Below are 16791 nucleotides of genomic sequence, written 5' to 3'. Positions count from 1 at the left end.
GACCAGGCCGCGGACGCGGGGTGTGCACCCGTCTGCGGCGTGGTCATCGGTCGGCCCCGTGAACGACGCCGTGGGTCAGGACACCCGGGCGCGGGTCGCGCCGCCCGGTGGGACCGGCCGGGCGGCGCGCCGTCCCGTCACACGGCCAACAGGTCGTCCACCGAACCCCGTCCGGCCCGTTCGGCGGCGACCGCCGGGCCGTCCTTGGCCGCCGCGTAGCGGCCCGACACCAGCGCCCACTCGTAGTTGCCGTTGATCCAGTGCTGGATGGCCTCCACGCCCAGCCGCACCCGGGCCCGCTGGTCCTCGTCGAGGCCGAGTTCGTCGCACATCCGCGGGACGCGGGCCTCCAGTTCGAGGTACTCGTCGAGGCAGGCGGTCGTCATGCGGCAGGCCTCGGTGGTCGCCTCCTCCCACGAGCAGCCCCGCTCCCGGTGCAGCACCGCGATCAGGTTGTGGCCGTCGCCCCGGCGCCGCTCGCGCTCGAAGGAGTGGATGTCGTTCATGAAGCCGATGGTGTCCGCGGCCAGATCGCGCATCCGCTCCATCAGCGGATGGGCCATCGCCTGCGCGGGCACCTCGAAGCCCCGGCTGCGCTCGCCCGCGTCGATGCTGTGGTGGATGCCGACCGTACGACGCCGGAACCCGGTGTACTCGTCCAGCCCGAGTGTCCCCGCTATGCCCCGGGCCGCGAGGTCGACCTCCTCGCAGTGCGCCACCAGGAACCGTCCCCAGGAGGCGGCGAACCGGGTCTGCCAAGTCAGGGACATGCCATCCGAGAGGCCGGCCCAGACCTCCGCCCAGGCCAGCGTGACGGGGCAGGTCACCCGGGGGCGGATCCCCGCCGGCCGCAGCGGCGTGACGACGAGTTCCCGCGCGACCTCCGCTATGCGGTCCGCCCGGTCCGGATGACTCGCGTCGAACTGGTCGTCGAAGAGGAACGCCAGCGAGAACCAGTTCATGAGCACGACCAGGTCGTCCGCGGTCGCGTGCGGATAGGTGCGGGCCGCGGCCTGGGGCAGGTCCCAGGACTTGTACTCCTCGAACCCGGCCAGGCTGCGGACCAGTCCCATGTCCCAGATCCAGCGCAGATGGCGCGCCCGCGCGTACTCCAGGTGTTCGCTCACGGGGGTGTCGAAGGGCAGGTCGAACCGGACGTCCTGAGGCATGAGTTTCCTTTCGGGAGACGTGACGCAGAGCCCCCCTGCCCCTGCGGGCGGACGGCCGCGACAACCGCCCATGCACTCGAACCGGGCTTCCATGGCCGGAAGTTGAACCTGGAAACGGTACGAGGCTTCCCAGAGCCTAAATGATCTACACCGTGACCCGGCCGTTACATCCGTTACTGCTCACGCCACTTGAGCTGCGTACACTCCCTCCCCTCCCACAGAGGCCGGCGCCACCCGCACCACCGAGATCGCCTCCGGTGGCGCCTCGAACGGACCGCGGTCCGGCACCACGAGATCGGCCGGAATACCCGCCGCCACCCGTCCGGTCTCGTCGAGGTGGTTCACATCCGCCGACCCGGCCGTGTACGCCTTCAACGCCTCGGCCGGAGCCTCGCCCTGGCGCGCTCGACTCGGCGAGCGCGGCCATGCCGAAACCGGCCCGGGAGGCGGAGGAGGCCGTCCGGCGGGCGACGTACGCGCGGCTGTCCGCCGAGACCCACCGGCACCTCGTCGCGGACATGCGGCACGGTTCCTCCCCTGCGGCCCGGGAGTTGCTGCTCGACGCCGCGACGGCCCGGCCGGCGGCGGCGGGGGGCCGGTGGCGGACTGAATCGGCCGGGGCGGGACAACCGCTGGGTAGAGGGCGGGACACACCGTGCCACGCCCCGGACCTTCGGAGGAGACATGGCACTGGTCAAAGCGGGCGTCGTCGTGCTCGACTGCGCCGAGCCCGAGAAGCTCGCCGTGTTCTACAGGGAGTTGCTGGACGCCGAGCAGATAAACGAGAGTGCCAACCGGGTCGAGATCAGGGGCGCCGACGGGATGCGCATCGCCTTCCGCCGCGACATGAACGCCACCCCGCCGAGCTGGCCCCGGCCCGAGAACGCCTTCCAGGCCCACCTCGACTTCGTGGTGGAGGACCTGGACGAGGTGGAGCGCAGGGTGATCGGGCTCGGCGGGCGGGCCCTGGACACCAAGGACGTGTCCGGACCGTACGAGGAGCGCGGGTACGCCGATCCGGCCGGCCATTCCTTCACGCTGTGCCTCGTCCCCTCGACCGCGCCCAAACAGGCCTGAGACCGGAGCGGAGGGAACCCGGCCGGGCCCGGGCGGGCCCGAGGCGGAGTGGGTGGAACCCGGCCGTACTCGGGCCGGGTTCCCGCCGTCAGTCCCGGCCGCCCTTCCCGGCGGCCGGCCAGACACCCGTTGAGCGCTCGATGGCCGTGGCTCCGGCGCGGTCCACCGCACTGCGCACCACGGCGAAGATGGCGCCCTGGACCGCCGCGGCCACCAGGATCTCTCCCCAGCCCCGGTCCCGGTCCAGGGCGTCGGGCGCGTTGTCCTCGTGCCGGATCGTCTTCCATGCCTTCTGGAAGGCCAGTCCCGCCAGTGTTCCGCTCGTCCAGCCGAGCACGAAGCCGAGGGGCTTGTACGCGAGGGGCAGCTTCTTCTTCTTTGCCACGTGAATCTCCTTCGTCAGCGGATGGGGCGAGGGGGTGCGGGGACCGCCTCCGCCGCGGGCACCGGTCCCGGCGGTGTGCCGTCGCCGAACGGCCGGCCGCCCAGCTCCTCCCGGTGGTGCGGGGCCGACCAGCCCGACAGGTCCGGCCCGAGGGGCACGATGCCGGTCGGATTGAGGCCGGTGTGCACCTGGTAGTAGTGCCGCTTGATGTGGTCGAAGTCGACCGTGTCGCCGAACCCCGGCGTCTGGTAGAGGTCGCGGACGTACGCCCACAGCACCTCGTTCTCGGACAGCTTCCACCGGTTGCACTTGAAGTGGCCGTGGTACACGGCGTCGAAGCGGACCAGCGTGGTGAACAGCCTGATGTCCGCCTCGGTGAGGGTGTCGCCGACCAGATAGCGCTGCCTGGCCAGCCGGGGCGTCAGCAGGTCCAGGCGCCGGAAGACGCCCGCGCACGCCGCCTCGTACTCCTCCTGGCCGGTGGCGAAGCCCGCCCGGTACACCCCGTTGTTGACGTCCTCGTAGACGTCCGCCATCACACTGTCGATCTCGTCCCGCAGCGCCCGCGGATACAGGTCGGGAGCGCCCTCGCGGTGCAGGGCGCTCCACTCGGTCGCGAAGTCCAGGGTGATCTGCTGGTAGTCGTTGGTGACCAGCTCTCCGCTGGGCACGTCGACGATCGCGGGCACGCTCACCCCGCCCGGGTAGCCACTCTCCCGCCGGTCGTAGGCCTCGCTCAGATAGCGGATGCCGAGGACCGGGTCGCGGTCGTCCGGGTCGAGGGTGAAGCGCCAGCTGCGGTCGTCCTGGATCGGGTCGGCGACGGCGAGGGACAGGGCGTCCTCCAGGCCGAGCAGCCGGCGGGAGACCAGCGCGCGGCTCGCCCACGGGCAGGCCCGGCTGACCACCAGCCGGTAGCGCCCGGCCTCCACCGGCCGGCCGCCGCGCCCGTCCGCCGTGATCCGGTCCGCGAAGTGGCTCTTGGACCGTGTGAACGCCTTCCGGCCGTACGCGCCGTTGCCGTCGTCCGCGTCACCCATGCTTCCTCCCTCTGTGCGGCGGCCTCGTGCTGCGGCTGCCTCGCGGTGTGCCCTGTCCTGGTGAACGCGTTCCCCGTTTTTCGCCGACGGCACGGTGTGAGCCGTATCGGCCGGGGCAGTCGGCGGAGGTGACAGCGACATCCTCGAACCAGCAGGCGAACGACAAGGCGCGGGAGCAGGCGCGGACACGGGCTGAGGAGGAATCTCGGGAGAGGACCCGCGGGGAGACGGACCGGCGGCCGGACGGGCCGGCCGAGGGGGAGGCCGACCGGAAGACCCGCGTCACCGTGCTCGTGGCGCTCGCCGCCAACCTCGTGATCGCGGTCGCCAAGGCCGTCGGCGGGCTCCTCGCCGGATCCCCCGCGCTGCTGTCGGAGGCCGCTCACTCCGTGGCGGACAGCATGAACGAGGTCTTCCTGCTCGCCGCGCTGCACCGCAGCCGCCGCCCCGCCGACCGGCGCCACCCCTTCGGCTACGGCAAGGAGCGCTTCTTCTGGTCGCTCCTCGCGGCCGTCGGGATCTTCGTGATGGGCGGCTGTTTCTCCTTCTTCCAGGGCATCGAGGCCCTCAGGAACGGCGCCGAGGAGGAACTCGGCGGATATGTGGCGGGCCTGGTCGTGCTGGCCGTGGCCTTCCTCGCCGAGGGACTCTCGCTGCTCCGGGCCCTGTACCAGGTGCGCCGGCAGGGCAAGGGCGGGGACGCGCTGCGCGACCCCGCCCTGCGCACGGTCATCGCCGAGGACGGCACGGCGGTGCTCGGCGTCAGCCTGGCCATGGCCGGCATGGCGCTGCACATGGTCACCGGTCAGGTCGTGTGGGAGGCGTCCGCGTCACTGGCCATCGGCGCCCTCCTCGTCTACGTCGCCTACCGCCTCGGCCGTGAGGCGCGCGACCAGCTCATCGGGGAGGCCGCCGACCCGGAGTCCAGCGGCAGGATCCGGGCGCTGCTCGACGCGCAGCCCGAGATCGACAGCGTGGAGGCGCTCTTCACGATGAAGATGGGGCTCGACGTGCTCCTGGTGGCCGCCCGTGTCGACCTGGTGCCCGGCATGGACAGTGAGCGGGTCGAGGAGGTCGCGGTCCGGATCAAGCGCTCCATCGCCAGTACCGTGCCCGAGGCGGGCGAGATCTTCCTCGACGTGACCGACCGGCCGGCCGCGGAGGCAGCGGAAAGCCCCGCCGCGACGGGGGAACGCGGCGGGGCCTGAGGCTCGTGTGCCCGGCGGAACCGGGTCCATGCACCTCGGTCCGAAGAAATCTCCGGACGGTTCAGCTCCCGTCCGCGACCTCCAGGACGAAGACCGGAATCTCCCGGTCTGTCTTCTTCTGGTAGTCGGCGTACGGCGGATACGCGGCGACCGCGCGCTCCCACCAGGTGTCCTTCTCCGCCCCGGTGACCTCACGGGCCCGCATGTCCTGCCGCACCGGACCGTCCTGCAGCTCCACCTGGGGATCGGCCTTGATGTTGTGGTACCAGACCGGGTGCTTGGGCGCCCCGCCGAGAGAGGCGACCGCCGCGTACCGTCCGTCGTGCTCCACACGCATCAGCGGCGTCTTGCGAATCTTGCCGCTCTTCGCGCCCCGGGTCGTCAGGAGGATGACCGGCATCCCCATCATGGTGGTGCCCTTGGTTCCACCGGAACTCTCGTAGGTCTCCACCTGCTCGCGCACCCAGTCCGTGGTGCTGGGTTCGTACTCGCCTTCGAGAGGCATGGCATCCGTCCCATCGTCGTCGACTGCGGACCTGTCCGTACCGCGCTTCAACATCGGTACGAACGGCTTTCATCCCCACCGGGTTCCCCAGCGGCCCCAGAGGGGGCGACCTCCGGCCATCACCTCGGGGGCGGTCGCTTCACGCCGGGGTCATCAGCATCCGCACGGCCAGCGCCGTCATCACCGCACTCGACAGCAGCGCCGTCGCCAGCCGCCCCCGATGCCCCGTCAGGGTCCGGCCCAGCAGGACGCCGCCCCCGGCCAGCAGCAGTTGCCAGCTCGCCGACGCCGCGAAGGCCGCCAGCACGAACACGCCTTGTTCCAGGGGGCGTACGGACTCCTCCGCCCTGGTTCCGAGCACCAGGGCGGCGAAGTAGATCACGGTGGTGGGGTTGAGCAGGGTGATCCCGAGCAGCGACAGGAAGGCCCGGGCCGGGCTCGGGGGCGGCGGGTCGACACGGGTCGCGAGCCGGTGGCCGCGGTAGCGGCGTACGGCCGTGACGGTGCCCAGCACCGCGAGTGCCACCAGGATCAGGGCCGAGGCCCAGCGCAGCGGACCGAGCGCCGGTCGCAGCGCGCCCGCGAGGGCGGATCCGCCGAGGGCGGCCAGCAGAGCGTAGAACCCGTCGGCGGCGGCGACACCGAGGGCGGCACAGGCCCCGGTCCGCAGGGACGTACGGGCGGTGAGGGAGACCAGATAGGCGCCGACCGCGCCGACGGGGACGGCGATGCCGTACCCGGCGAGCAGCCCCGCGACGAGCGCGGCGGTCATGAGCGCGGCAGCGCGGGCCTCCATGGACGGCCGGGCTGCTGCCGGCCGCTCACCGGGCGCACGGTGGTGGCGGTCGACGGCAGCGGGGCGGTGGATTTCGGCATGGCCAGATCCTGGGGGTGGCGGGCGCGCGGGACAACCGAATTTCCGGGAGTACGGCGCCCCGCCCCGGCCCGGGCGTGGATCCGGCCGTCCCCTTCGCCCGCGGATCGCCTCCGGGGAGCGGTGATCTCCGGCCATATCGTCCGCGTCCCCGATCTGGCCGAACTTCTCGTCCCCTCATAGATGCCTGGGGCATCTAATGAGGATCTGTACGACGCACCCTTCGTCTGCGAGGTCTGTCATGACGGAAACGGAACCGGTCGCCTTCCCTCAGGACCGGACGTGTCCCTACCACCCGCCGACCGCCTACGACTCGCTGCGCACCGACCGCCCGCTGGCCCGGATCACCCTCTACGACGGCAGCCCGGCCTGGATGGTCAGCGGTCATGCCGCCGCACGCGCCCTGCTGGCCGACCCCCGCCTGTCCAGCGACCGGACCCGGCCCGGCTTCCCGGCACCCACGCCGCGCTTCGAGGCCGCGCGGAACCGGAAGACCGCGCTGCTGGGTCTCGACGACCCCGAACACCGCACCCAGCGGCGGATGATGATCCCCAGCTTCACCCTCAAGCGCGCCACCGCACTGCGCCCGCGCATCCAGCAGGTCGTCGACGAACGGATCGACGCGATGATCGCCCGGGGGCCGGTCGCCGACCTGGTGAGCGCCTTCGCGCTGCCCGTGCCGTCGACGGTGATCTGCGCCCTGCTCGGCGTCCCCTATGCCGACCACGACTTCTTCGAGGAGCGGTCCCGACGGCTGCTGCGCGGCCCGGAGGCCGCCGACGTGCTGGAGGCGCGCGATCAACTGGAGGCTTATGTCGACGAGTTGATCGACCGCAAACAGAAACAGCGTGAGCCGGGCGACGGCGTGCTCGACGAACTCGTCCACCAGCAGCTGCGCGACGGCGAGATCGACCGCGAGGACGTGATCTCCCTGGCGATCATCCTGTTGGTCGCGGGCCACGAGACGACCGCCAACATGATCTCGCTGGGTACCTACACCCTGCTCCAACACCCCGAGCAGCTCACCGAGTTGCGCGCCGATCCGACGCTGCTGCCGACCGCCGTCGAGGAGCTGATGCGGATGCTGTCGATCGCCGACGGCCTGCTGCGGTCGGCGACCGAGGACATCGAGGTGGCCGGAACGACGATCAGGGCCGGCGACGGGGTGGTCTTCGCGACCTCGGTCATCAACCGCGACGAGGACGTGTACGCTGACCCCGACGCCCTGGACTGGCACCGGTCGGCCCGCCATCACGTCGGCTTCGGCTTCGGCATCCACCAGTGCCTGGGCCAGAACCTGGCCCGCGCCGAGCTGGAGATCGCCCTGCACACCCTCTTCGACCGGCTGCCCACCCTCCGTCTGGCGGTCCCCGCGCAGGAGATCCCGTTCAAGCCCGGCGACACGATCCAGGGGATGCTGGAACTCCCCGTGACCTGGTAAGAGGCTCCGGTCATGCGCATCGACATCGACACGGACGTCTGTATCGGCGCGGGGCAGTGCGCCCTGGCCGCCCCGGGCGTCTTCACCCAGGACGACGACGGCTACAGCACTCTGCTGCCCGGCCGGGAGGACGGCGGCGGCGACGCCATGGTCCGGGAGGCCGCCCGGTCCTGTCCCGTCACCGCCATCACGGTGGCCGAGGCGGTGGGCTGACACCGGGTGGCACCGGCCCCGATTCGTGCCCGGCGTCAGCGGTCCCCGGCGGTCTCCAGCAGCAGCCGGGCCGCCTCCCGGGCCTCGGCGGCCGGCCGTGTGCCGCCGGTGATGCCCGCGGTGACCATGGCGCCCTCGGCCAGCAGGAACAGCGGCCCGGCCAGCGCGGCGGGCCGCCCGGCGTCGGTCACCAACAGGGCGAGGTAGTCGCCGAACGCCCGCTTGTGCGCGCGGACCTGGGCCGCCACGGGAGCCGACGTGGCGCCCAGTTCGCCGTACGCGTTGATCCACGCGCACCCCCGGAAGCCCTCCTCGCCGAACCATTCCTCCAGCCAGTCGAAGACCGCGAGGACGCGCCGCCCCGGGTCCGCCTCGCACTCCACGTGCGCGGCGAGGCGCCCGCGCCAGCGCCCGTCCCGCCGCTCCAGACAGGCCTCGACCAGCCGCTCCTTCGCCGGGAAGAGCTGGTAGAGCCGCTTGAGTGAGACCCCGGACGCGCTGCGGACGTCGTCCATGCCGACGGACTGGATGCCCCGCCCGTAGAACAGTTCCTCGGCGGCGTCCAGTGCGCGCTCCCGGGCGACCTCGCTGTCCATGGACCACCCCTCCTTGACGCGAGAACGTGCGTTCTCCTACGGTGTCGATCGTAGCGGAGAACGCTCGTTCTCCCTGTCTGTCGCGGAGGACGCCATGACCGACCGCCCGCCCCTGCCGCCCTTCAGCCGGGCCACCGCGGCCCAGAAGGTGCAGGCCGCCGAGGACGCCTGGAACACCCGCGACCCGCACAGGGTGGCGCTCGCCTACACGCCGGACTCGGTCTGGCGCAACCGCGACACCTTCGTCACCGGCCGCGCGGAGATCATCGAGTTCCTCACCGCGAAGTGGGCCCGCGAGAGCGAGTACGCCCTGCGCAAGGACCTGTGGGCCCACGACGGCAACCGCATCGCCGTCCGTTTCCAGTACGAGTGCCGGGACGCGGAGGGCCGGTGGTGGCGGTCGTACGGGAACGAACTGTGGGAGTTCGACGAGCACGGGCTGATGTCCCGGCGCGAGGCGAGCATCAACGACGTGTCCATCGGGGAGGACCAGCGGCGCATCCGCGGTCCGCGGCCGGAATCCGAGCGGGGACTGACCTTCCCGGTCGAGTAGCCGGAGTCTCGGGTCGGCGGGAGCGGGGTGGGCGGACGGCCGCCCGGGCCCGGAGACCGCGGCGATGGAGACGCGGACGGGGCGGGCCTTCCGTGCGGCCGGACCCGTCGGCACCCTGGACCCGCCGGGGCGGGGCACAGGCCTCCACGGCCGCTCCGTTCTCCCGGAAGCGCGACCAGCCCTCGGCATGCGCGGGCGGCGCGGTACGCGGGCGCAGCGGCCGGTGCGGTTCCAGTGCCGGGTCCGTCGTCATCGTGTGGCGCGGCGGGCCGGTCACGGAAGAGCGCACGCCCGTCGTTCCTACGGGCTCTCTGTGCAACTCCCCCCGGAAACGCTCCATTTAGGGTGCTCTGTGGTTGTCGCGAAGTCGCCTCACGCCAACAGGAGCCGGCTCCGGCCGCGACGGGTGGGTGGAGTCGTACGCTTTTTTCCGTACCCCTTCCGAAGGCAGGAGCGGCAACGATGCAGTACGTGAAGCTCGGTTCGACGGGCCTGGACGTCTCGCGGATCTGTCTGGGCTGCATGTCCTACGGTCTGCCCGACCGTGGCGCGCACGAGTGGACCCTCGACGAGGAGTCCTCGCGCCCGCTGATCCGGCAGGCGCTGGAGGCCGGGATCAACTTCTTCGACACCGCCAACGTCTACTCCGACGGCACCAGCGAGGAGATCGTCGGCCGGGCCCTGGCCGACTTCGCCCGCCGGGACGAGATCGTGCTCGCGACCAAGGTGAACGGCCGGATGCGGCCCGGTCCCAACGCCGCCGGACTGTCCCGCAAGGCGATCATGACCGAGATCGACCACAGTCTCGCCCGCCTCGGCACCGACTACGTCGACCTCTACCAGATCCACCGCTACGACCCGCACACCCCGGTCGAGGAGACGATGGAGGCCCTGCACGACCTGGTGAAGGCGGGCAAGGTGCGCTACATCGGGGCCAGTTCGATGTACGCCTGGCAGTTCTCCAAGATGCAGTACACCGCCGAGCGGCACGGCTGGACGAAGTTCGTCGCCATGCAGAACCACTACAACCTCCTCTACCGCGAGGAGGAGCGCGAGATGCTGCCTCTCTGCGCCGACCAGGGCGTCGGCGTCCTGCCGTGGAGCCCGCTGGCCCGCGGCCGGCTCACCCGGGACTGGGACACCGTCACCGAGCGCAGCGCGAACGACGACTTCGGCAGCCGTCTCTACCAGGACGGCGACCGAGCCGTGGTGCAGGCCGTCACCCGCATCGCCGACGACCGGGGCGTCCCGCGCGCCCGGGTGGCCCTGGCCTGGCTGCTGCACCGGCGGACGGTGGCGGCGCCCATCGTCGGCGCGGGCCGGCCGCAGCACATCGAGGACGCCGTCGCCGCCGTCGAACTCGCACTCGGCGACAAGGAGATCGAGGAACTGGAACGGCCCTACGGCCCGCACCCGGTCGCCGGCCACTCCTGACCACGGCTCAGTGGGGTCCGTGCGGCGCGAACTCCGTGCCGCACGGACCCGAGCCCTCGCTCTCCGCCAGCGGCACCCGGTCGCCGTTCATGGACAGCGTCCGGTAGTGGTGCCCGATGCGCTCGGCCGACCCGCCGACGTAGTGGCCGATGAACGAACGGCGGAACCGGTCGGCCGAGCCGTTGGGCCGGGAGCCGTGCACCAGGCTGCCGTTGAAGAACAGGACGTCGCCGGGTGACATGTCGACGGGCACGGCCGCGAGACCGGGCGGCGGCGGCACGTACTCCCGGGCGAAGGACACCTCGGCGTCCGCCTCCTCCGGGCAGAACACCTCCATCCGGTGCGTGCCGGGCACGACCTCCAGCCCTCCGTTGTCCCGGTCGATCACATCGCAGGCGATCCACGCCGCCACGCACGTGCCCGGTTCGACCCGCAGATAGAAGTTGTCCTGGTGCAACGCCTGCCCCCGCGCCCCCGGCGGCTTGAAATAGAACATGCTCTGCGCGGCCAGCACCTCCTCGCCCAGCAGGGTCTCCAGCACCTCGCGCAGCCGCGCGTCCAGCAGCACCCGACGCGAGGGCTCGTGGAACTCGTGCGGCTGCATCACCCTCGGGTACCGCCGCAGCGGATCGGCCGACTCCCTCGGTTCGAAGTGCCCGGGCACCGGCCCGGCCGCGTGCAGCGCCGTGAACCCGGCCCGCAGCCGGTCGATCTCGTCGTACCCGAACAACCCCCGCACGACGGCGAAGCCGTCCTCCTCGAACCGCCGCCGCCCGGCCTCGGGCAGGATGGGAGCGCCCAAGGCGCCGATGTCCGTGGCTGTCATACGTCCACTCCTGAGTCGGATGCCTGCCGATGTCCTTGGGGCGACACGCTAGGACGCCGTACTTCCGAGGGGGATGCCCGTGACCGCTGACGGATTGCCCGAGACTGCCGAGCCCGTTGACCCGGGGCCGCCGCCGGGCCTGGTCGTCGTCGGACACTTCGACCAGTCGCCGGGGTACGGCGTGCACCGGCCCCGCGGCGCCGACAGCTGGCTGTTCACCTGGACGACCGGCGGGCGGGGGAGACTGCGCCAGGGCGCCTCGCGGACCTCGGCCGGGGCCGGCGACCTGGTCGTGCTCGCTCCGGGCGTCCCGCACGACTACGGGGTCGAACCGGGCGCCCCGCACTGGCGGTTCTGGTGGGCACACTGCCAGGCCAGACCGTCCTGGCCGGCCTGGCTGCGCCCCTACGGCGTCGGCGACGGCCTGCACGCGGTCTCCTCCACCCCGGCCGACGCGGCCGAGCGCATCGAGTCGGCGTTCCACCGCATGCTCACCGCCGCCCGCTGGACCGGCACCGGGGCACCGCCCGTCACCGACGCGGACCGGGAACAGGTCGCCGTCGCCCACGGCACCGCCGCCCGTGAACTGGCCCTGTGCGCGCTGGAGGAGGTCGTCCTGCTCACCGCCGGCGCCGCGCGCACCCCACCGCCCGCGGCCGGTGTCGACCCCCGGGTGCGGCGGGCCCAGGAGATGCTCGCCGCCGATCCGGGAGCACCGCACACGGTCGAATCGCTGGCCGAAAGTGTCCGGTTGTCCCCGTCCCGATTCGCCCACCTCTTCACCGAGCAACTCGGGCGGTCCCCGATGCGGGCACTGCGCGAGGCCCGACTGCACCATGCCGCCCGGCTGCTGGAGAGCACCGACCTGCCCGTGGAGCGGGTGGCGGCGGCCTCGGGTTTCGTCAGTCCCTTCCACTTCAACCGGGTCTTCCGCGAGCGCTACGGCCTGCCGCCCGGCGCCTACCGGTCGGGTGGCCCAATGGTTGGCGGGTGAGCCGGTCGGACCGGCCCCACGCGCGGTGGAGTGGTCTTTCAATGGTTGGCGCGAAGTCGCGGCGGAACCAGGTGAATACCGTTCTCATTTGCCGTTCGCATACTCGGGCATCCCTAAAGGCGCCGCAAAGGTGCCGCCATTGACCCGGCGTCAAGGATTGTCCGCCCGTGGGCAATGCGCAAAACCCTGGGATCTCTTGTTACATCTCGCTGACCTGTGCAAAGGTGTGCCTTGTCAGCGCGCGGACAATACGTCTTCCGATGCGTGCGAGACCACTCCCGTACACCCCCCTCGCTTCAAAAGAGCTGACCCCGGAGGGTGTTCGAGATGCCGAACCCTTTGCGGACGGCCCCCGGCGCTCGGCCGACGGCACCGCATACCCCTTGGTATGGACTTTATGCAGCGCGCCCTCGGGAGGAATGCCACTGTGAATGACGCAGGCCTGTCGAATTCCCCGACTCCCACTCGTCCCTCGGACGCCACGGACGAGCAACTGAGCGCCGAGCTCAAGAAGTGGAGCGGGGGGACACCGGCGCTCCAGCCCGTCGGTGAACTCCTCGACAGGCACTGGGAAGCGGCCTTCGCCTACGCGCGGCTGTGCACCGACGGGGCCCGCCCCGCGGGAATGCTCACCACCGCCGCATTCACCCGGCTCTTCGGAGAAACACTGCGTCAGAACGGGCCGACCTCGGCCTGGCGGCCCCAACTGCTGGTCACCGTGCGCCGGATCGCGGCGGAGTGGGACGCCGACCACAGACGAGAGTCGCTGCACCCCGACCTCAGAGCCCTGGGCGGCGGGGACCGTATCGCCGCCCGTCTGCTGCCGCCGGCCGGGCGCCGACTGCTGTCCGGCGCGTTCCAGCGGATGCCCCAGTCGGCCCGCTGCCTGCTGTGGCACACCGAGGTCGAGGCCGAACCGCTGGCGATACCCGCCGCGCTGCTCGGCATGAACGAGGAGGACGCCGACATCGAACTGGGTCGCGCCCGCGAGCGGTTGCGCGACGAGTGCCTCCAGGTCCACCGCGAACTCGCCCCCGAGCAGGAGTGCCGCCACTACCTCCGGCTGCTCGACGTGACCTACCGGCGCGGCGGCGTGAACATCGACAAGGACCTGCGCGAACACCTCGGGCGGTGCAAGCACTGCCGGCGCACCGCCGACCAGCTGCACCAGTTCAACCACAGCCTCGGCGGCGCGCTGGCCGAGGCGGTGCTCGGCTGGGGCGCACACCGCTACCTGGAGGCACGCGCCCGCGTCGACGAGGTGCGCGAGGAGACGGAGACCGAGGCACGGGCCCAGCGCCCGGCCGTCGTCGGCGAGTCCTTCATGGCGCCGAACCAGATCCTGTCCGTGTCCGAACCGGCCGAGGTCTTCCCCCCGGCGACGGACCCGCGGGCCCAGCCCTTCGCGGACGAGGTGCCCGCCCGTCCGACCACTGCGCCCCGCACCGGCCCGCGCACCGCCTCCCACCGCTCCCCGCACAAGGCCGCCCGTCGCACCGCGGGCCGCCGCAACCTCACCGCGGCCGTCCTCACCGTGAGCGGGCTGATCGTCCTCCCCCTGGTCATGTGGTCCTCGCTCGGCTCCTCCGACGACACCACGCAGGCCGACGACGGCCCCCTCGCCGACGCGCCCGACACGGGCAGCGAGGCCTCCGACCCGTCCTGGATCGGCTCCGGGGACGACGTGCAGGGCACCGTGCGCGGCCGGCTGCACAACGTGGCGTCCGGGATGTGCGTCGGCGTCGTCGGCAAGGAGGCCGTCGACGGAGCGGAGACCGAGCTCACCGACTGCTCCTCGGCGGCCGCCCAGCAGTGGTCGTACGACCCCGAAGGGCTGCTGCGCAACGCGGACGACCCCGATCTCTGCCTGGACTCCCACCTCGGGTACTCGGTGCGGCTGGCCCCCTGCAAGGGCACCGAGGCGGACGCCAGGAACGTCCGCTACGACTTCACCCTCCAGGGCACCCTGGTGCCGCGCTGGGACCAGGACCTCGCCCTGGCCCCCGCCGCCACCGACGGAGCGGGCTCGCTGGTCCTGAAGACCCGCGACGACGGCCCCGCCCAGCGCTGGGTGCTCGACACCTCGAAGACCGACCTCCAGATGGAGGTCGTCAACTGGGGCGGGGACAGCTCGCTGGTACAGGCGCCGTCACCCACGCCCCCGCCGTCGAGGAAGCCGACGCCGAAGTCCTCGCCCACCCCGTCCCCGACCCCGACGACTCCCGAGGCCACCCCGACCCCGACCCCCTCGTACGGGCATTCCACCGACGGGCCCTGCTACGGCCACCCGTACTACTGCTCCTGGGGCGGCCACAACGGCGGCTACGGCGGCGGGTACGGGGGCGGTTACGGCGGTGGCTACGGCCGCGGCGGCGACTGACCGGAGCGGCACCACCCGGGGCCGGCCGAGCCGATCGGGTCGCGCCCCGTCAGACCCCGATGACCTGGAGCGACGCCCACAGTGCCAGCACGGCGGCGACCAGTGAGGCCGGGGTGGCGAGCAGGCCGAGCCGGGTGAACTCCTTGAGCTCGACCTCGTGCCCGTGCCTGTGCGCGATCCGCCGCCACAACAGCGTGGCCAGCGAGCCCGCGTAGGTCAGGTTCGGGCCGATGTTCACCCCGAGCAGCACCGCGAGGAGCGCACCGGGTCCGGCGGAGGCGGTCAGCGGCAGCAGGACCAGGACCGCGGGCAGATTGTTGATCAGGTTCGCCAGTACGGCGGCCAGCACGGCGATGCCGAGCAGCGCGGCGAGCCCCGTCCCGTCGGGCAGCGCGTGCCGCAGCGCGTCGGCGAGACCGTTGTCGACCACCGCGCGCACCACCACACCGAGCGCCAGCACGAACGCGAGGAAGGCCGGCGAGGCCGCCCGCACCACGCCGAGCGGGGTGGCCTGCCGCCGCACGAGAGCGCGCACGGCCATCACCAGCGCCCCCGCCAGCGCGGCCCAGGCCGGCTCCACACCGAGGGCGGAGGTCACGACGAACCCGGCCAGCGTGCAGGCGACGGTGATCAGCGCGAACAGCGGCAGCTCCGGCGCGTCGGCGGTGTCGGGGGAGGGGGTGACCTCGGCCAGGTCACGCCGGAAGAAGCGGCGGAAGATCACGTACTCCGCGACGATCGCGACCAGCCACGGCAGGGCCATCAGCGCGGCGAACCGGGTGAAGCTCAGCCCGCTCGCCGCGAACGCCAGCAGGTTGGTGAGGTTGGACACCGGCAGCAGCAGCGAGGCCGTGTTGGACAGGTGCGCGCAGGCGTAGACGTGCGGTTTGGCGCGCACTCCCATCCGGGTGGCGGTCGCGAACACCACCGGTGTGAGCAGCACCACGGTGGCGTCCAGACTCAGCACGGCCGTGATGGTCGACGCCAGGACGAACACCCCGGTCAGCAGCCGCCCGGGCGACCCCGCCGATCTTCGGGCCAGCCACGCCCCGCACGCCTGGAAGAGCCCCTCGACGTCGCAGAAGTGGGCGAGCACCAGCACCGCGGCGAGGAAGCCGACCACCGGCCCGAGGCGTTCCGCCTCCGCCCGCGCGTGGTCCAGGGAGATCGCCCCGGTCGCGATGGCCACCCCCGCCGCCGGCACCGCGAGGACCGCCTCCGGCCAGCCCAGGGGGCGGATCACGGCCCAGGCGAGGACGGCGACGAGCAGGGTCACGGACAGGGTTTCGGCGAGCGGGGCGTTCAGGGCCGTTCCTTCGGGGTGTCATCAGGCGGTGCCCGGACATCAAACCAGGCGACGGTAAGAGACTCCCGAGGACCCCGGCTCCGCCGACGTGCGGTCCCGGCGTCGGATCAGGGGGCGGTACCGGCCGAGAAGACCGTCAGGAACACCGAGGACGCGTTGCCGGACACAGGTACCCGGCCGCCCGCCCATGACACCTTCAGCGGGGCCCGCTCGTCCGGCGGGGTCACCAGCAGCGACGCCGGAGTCGCCGCCCGCGCCTCGCTGACCTGCGGGTCGGAGTATGTCAGCCCGGCCCAGGCGCTCTCGCCCGGTGCCAGGGTGACGGTCGCCGGGGTGTCGGCGGTACGCCTCGGATCCGGCCCCAGCTGCCTGCCGGACGCGTCGAGGAAGGCGGCGCCCGGGTAGCCGCGCACGGTGCAGGTACGGCCGGAGTCGTTGGTCAGGACGATCGGGAAGTTCCGCTGCCCGGCTCCCGGATCGTCGCGCCCGACGGAGGCCCGCAGCTCGGAGGTGTGGCAGCGGGTGCTCACGGACGTGGGCGAGTCCTTCGCCGTGGGCGAGGCGCCGGGTGGGACCGGCGCCCCGCTCGGCGCCGGACTCGGCGTCGGGCTCACCGGGTCGGCCGTCCGGCTCCCGGTGGCCGGTGCGGTCGTGCCGACGACCTCGCGCGGAGCGCCCGCCGTGCCGTCACCGCCGCCGCAGGCGGTCAGCAGGCCGAGGACCGCGACCGCGCTCACGAGCAGGGCCGCCCGCGGCACGCCCTGGGACGTCTTCGCCATGTCTGTCCACA

The 16791-nt window shown here is 72.3% G+C and carries 18 protein-coding genes; 8 read left to right on the top strand and 10 right to left on the bottom strand.

From position 1 onward, the window contains the following. Nucleotides 1-137: 137 nt before the first annotated feature. Both ACZ5VD_RS05990 and ACZ5VD_RS05985 read right to left on the bottom strand, forming a co-directional pair. A complete protein-coding gene (locus ACZ5VD_RS05990) occupies nt 138-1169 on the bottom strand; it encodes a 7-epi-alpha-eudesmol synthase (protein WP_468681041.1) in 1032 nt (343 codons plus the stop codon). 180 nt (nt 1170-1349) lie between these two features. Further along, nucleotides 1350-1514, bottom strand: a complete 165-nt coding sequence (locus ACZ5VD_RS05985; protein WP_468681039.1) for a hypothetical protein — start codon at nt 1512-1514, stop codon at nt 1350-1352. A gap of 339 nt (nt 1515-1853) precedes the next feature. On the opposite strand from ACZ5VD_RS05985, the gene ACZ5VD_RS05980 reads away from it, so the two are divergent. After that, nucleotides 1854-2246, top strand: coding sequence for a VOC family protein (locus ACZ5VD_RS05980; RefSeq protein ID WP_468554181.1), 393 nt, complete (start codon nt 1854-1856; stop codon nt 2244-2246). Between the two features lie 88 nt (nt 2247-2334). Here ACZ5VD_RS05980 and ACZ5VD_RS05975 read toward each other — a convergent pair whose 3' ends face one another. Both ACZ5VD_RS05975 and ACZ5VD_RS05970 read right to left on the bottom strand, forming a co-directional pair. Next, complete coding sequence (locus tag ACZ5VD_RS05975; RefSeq protein WP_468554182.1) at nt 2335-2631, bottom strand: DUF4235 domain-containing protein; 297 nt, start codon at nt 2629-2631, stop codon at nt 2335-2337. A gap of 14 nt (nt 2632-2645) precedes the next feature. Then, nucleotides 2646-3671 (bottom strand): glutathione S-transferase family protein, encoded by a 1026-nt coding sequence (locus ACZ5VD_RS05970; protein ID WP_468554183.1) that lies wholly within the window; start codon nt 3669-3671, stop codon nt 2646-2648. Between the two features lie 128 nt (nt 3672-3799). Here ACZ5VD_RS05970 and ACZ5VD_RS05965 point away from each other — a divergent pair, with 128 nt between their 5' ends. Further along, the gene (locus ACZ5VD_RS05965) at nt 3800-4879 is read left to right on the top strand and encodes a cation diffusion facilitator family transporter (RefSeq protein ID WP_468554184.1); all 1080 of its coding nucleotides are present in this window, start codon (nt 3800-3802) and stop codon (nt 4877-4879) included. A gap of 61 nt (nt 4880-4940) precedes the next feature. Here ACZ5VD_RS05965 and ACZ5VD_RS05960 read toward each other — a convergent pair whose 3' ends face one another. Together ACZ5VD_RS05960 and ACZ5VD_RS05955 are read right to left on the bottom strand one after the other, a co-directional pair. Further along, a complete protein-coding gene (locus ACZ5VD_RS05960) occupies nt 4941-5384 on the bottom strand; it encodes a nitroreductase family deazaflavin-dependent oxidoreductase (RefSeq protein ID WP_468554185.1) in 444 nt (147 codons plus the stop codon). Between the two features lie 139 nt (nt 5385-5523). After that, entirely contained in the window at nt 5524-6156 is a 633-nt protein-coding gene (locus ACZ5VD_RS05955; protein ID WP_468554186.1) for a LysE family transporter, read from the bottom strand. A gap of 343 nt (nt 6157-6499) precedes the next feature. On the opposite strand from ACZ5VD_RS05955, the gene ACZ5VD_RS05950 reads away from it, so the two are divergent. Together ACZ5VD_RS05950 and ACZ5VD_RS05945 are read left to right on the top strand one after the other, a co-directional pair. Beyond that, nucleotides 6500-7699 (top strand): cytochrome P450, encoded by a 1200-nt coding sequence (locus tag ACZ5VD_RS05950; protein WP_468554187.1) that lies wholly within the window; start codon nt 6500-6502, stop codon nt 7697-7699. Between the two features lie 12 nt (nt 7700-7711). Then, the gene (locus ACZ5VD_RS05945; protein ID WP_468554188.1) at nt 7712-7912 is read left to right on the top strand and encodes a ferredoxin; all 201 of its coding nucleotides are present in this window, start codon (nt 7712-7714) and stop codon (nt 7910-7912) included. A 35-nt stretch (nt 7913-7947) separates the two neighbouring features. Here ACZ5VD_RS05945 and ACZ5VD_RS05940 read toward each other — a convergent pair whose 3' ends face one another. Beyond that, entirely contained in the window at nt 7948-8508 is a 561-nt protein-coding gene (locus tag ACZ5VD_RS05940; RefSeq protein ID WP_468554189.1) for a TetR/AcrR family transcriptional regulator, read from the bottom strand. A 94-nt stretch (nt 8509-8602) separates the two neighbouring features. Here ACZ5VD_RS05940 and ACZ5VD_RS05935 point away from each other — a divergent pair, with 94 nt between their 5' ends. Together ACZ5VD_RS05935 and ACZ5VD_RS05930 are read left to right on the top strand one after the other, a co-directional pair. Further along, nucleotides 8603-9061, top strand: a complete 459-nt coding sequence (locus ACZ5VD_RS05935) for a nuclear transport factor 2 family protein (protein WP_468681036.1) — start codon at nt 8603-8605, stop codon at nt 9059-9061. A 462-nt stretch (nt 9062-9523) separates the two neighbouring features. Next, complete coding sequence (locus tag ACZ5VD_RS05930; RefSeq protein ID WP_468554191.1) at nt 9524-10495, top strand: aldo/keto reductase; 972 nt, start codon at nt 9524-9526, stop codon at nt 10493-10495. Between the two features lie 7 nt (nt 10496-10502). Here the strand turns inward: ACZ5VD_RS05930 and ACZ5VD_RS05925 are convergent, their stop codons facing one another. Beyond that, nucleotides 10503-11321 carry a phytanoyl-CoA dioxygenase family protein gene (locus tag ACZ5VD_RS05925; RefSeq protein ID WP_468554192.1) on the bottom strand — a complete coding sequence of 273 codons (819 nt, stop codon included), beginning with the start codon at nt 11319-11321 and terminating at the stop codon, nt 10503-10505. Between the two features lie 73 nt (nt 11322-11394). Between ACZ5VD_RS05925 and ACZ5VD_RS05920 the strand changes: the two genes are divergently transcribed. Next, nucleotides 11395-12315 (top strand): helix-turn-helix domain-containing protein, encoded by a 921-nt coding sequence (locus ACZ5VD_RS05920; RefSeq protein WP_468681034.1) that lies wholly within the window; start codon nt 11395-11397, stop codon nt 12313-12315. 427 nt (nt 12316-12742) lie between these two features. Further along, nucleotides 12743-14695 (top strand): ricin-type beta-trefoil lectin domain protein, encoded by a 1953-nt coding sequence (locus ACZ5VD_RS05915; RefSeq protein ID WP_468681030.1) that lies wholly within the window; start codon nt 12743-12745, stop codon nt 14693-14695. 49 nt (nt 14696-14744) lie between these two features. Here ACZ5VD_RS05915 and ACZ5VD_RS05910 read toward each other — a convergent pair whose 3' ends face one another. Both ACZ5VD_RS05910 and ACZ5VD_RS05905 read right to left on the bottom strand, forming a co-directional pair. Then, on the bottom strand, nt 14745-16001 hold the full coding sequence (locus ACZ5VD_RS05910; RefSeq protein ID WP_468681651.1) for an arsenic transporter: 1257 nt from the start codon (nt 15999-16001) through the stop codon (nt 14745-14747). A gap of 107 nt (nt 16002-16108) precedes the next feature. Next, entirely contained in the window at nt 16109-16780 is a 672-nt protein-coding gene (locus tag ACZ5VD_RS05905; RefSeq protein ID WP_468681029.1) for a DUF4232 domain-containing protein, read from the bottom strand. Between the last annotated feature and the right edge of the window lie 11 nt (nt 16781-16791).

Source organism: Streptomyces sp. NPDC032822, assembly GCF_055578825.1.
The sequence above is the reverse complement of the archived record's forward strand: the minus strand, read 5'-3'. Positions and strand labels throughout refer to the sequence as shown.

Excerpts from the sequence above, each read along its gene's own strand:
- ACZ5VD_RS05980 (WP_468554181.1), top strand. The coding sequence starts at position 1,854 with ATGGCACTGGTCAAAGCGGGCGTCGTCGTGCTCGACTGCGCCGAGCCC.
- ACZ5VD_RS05990 (WP_468681041.1), bottom strand. The coding sequence starts at position 1,169 with ATGCCTCAGGACGTCCGGTTCGACCTGCCCTTCGACACCCCCGTGAGC.
- ACZ5VD_RS05920 (WP_468681034.1), top strand. The coding sequence starts at position 11,395 with ATGCCCGTGACCGCTGACGGATTGCCCGAGACTGCCGAGCCCGTTGAC.
- ACZ5VD_RS05955 (WP_468554186.1), bottom strand. The coding sequence starts at position 6,156 with ATGACCGCCGCGCTCGTCGCGGGGCTGCTCGCCGGGTACGGCATCGCC.
- ACZ5VD_RS05970 (WP_468554183.1), bottom strand. The coding sequence starts at position 3,671 with ATGGGTGACGCGGACGACGGCAACGGCGCGTACGGCCGGAAGGCGTTC.
- ACZ5VD_RS05935 (WP_468681036.1), top strand. The coding sequence starts at position 8,603 with ATGACCGACCGCCCGCCCCTGCCGCCCTTCAGCCGGGCCACCGCGGCC.
- ACZ5VD_RS05940 (WP_468554189.1), bottom strand. The coding sequence starts at position 8,508 with ATGGACAGCGAGGTCGCCCGGGAGCGCGCACTGGACGCCGCCGAGGAA.
- ACZ5VD_RS05930 (WP_468554191.1), top strand. The coding sequence starts at position 9,524 with ATGCAGTACGTGAAGCTCGGTTCGACGGGCCTGGACGTCTCGCGGATC.
- ACZ5VD_RS05925 (WP_468554192.1), bottom strand. The coding sequence starts at position 11,321 with ATGACAGCCACGGACATCGGCGCCTTGGGCGCTCCCATCCTGCCCGAG.
- ACZ5VD_RS05945 (WP_468554188.1), top strand. The coding sequence starts at position 7,712 with ATGCGCATCGACATCGACACGGACGTCTGTATCGGCGCGGGGCAGTGC.
- ACZ5VD_RS05905 (WP_468681029.1), bottom strand. The coding sequence starts at position 16,780 with ATGGCGAAGACGTCCCAGGGCGTGCCGCGGGCGGCCCTGCTCGTGAGC.
- ACZ5VD_RS05950 (WP_468554187.1), top strand. The coding sequence starts at position 6,500 with ATGACGGAAACGGAACCGGTCGCCTTCCCTCAGGACCGGACGTGTCCC.
- ACZ5VD_RS05960 (WP_468554185.1), bottom strand. The coding sequence starts at position 5,384 with ATGCCTCTCGAAGGCGAGTACGAACCCAGCACCACGGACTGGGTGCGC.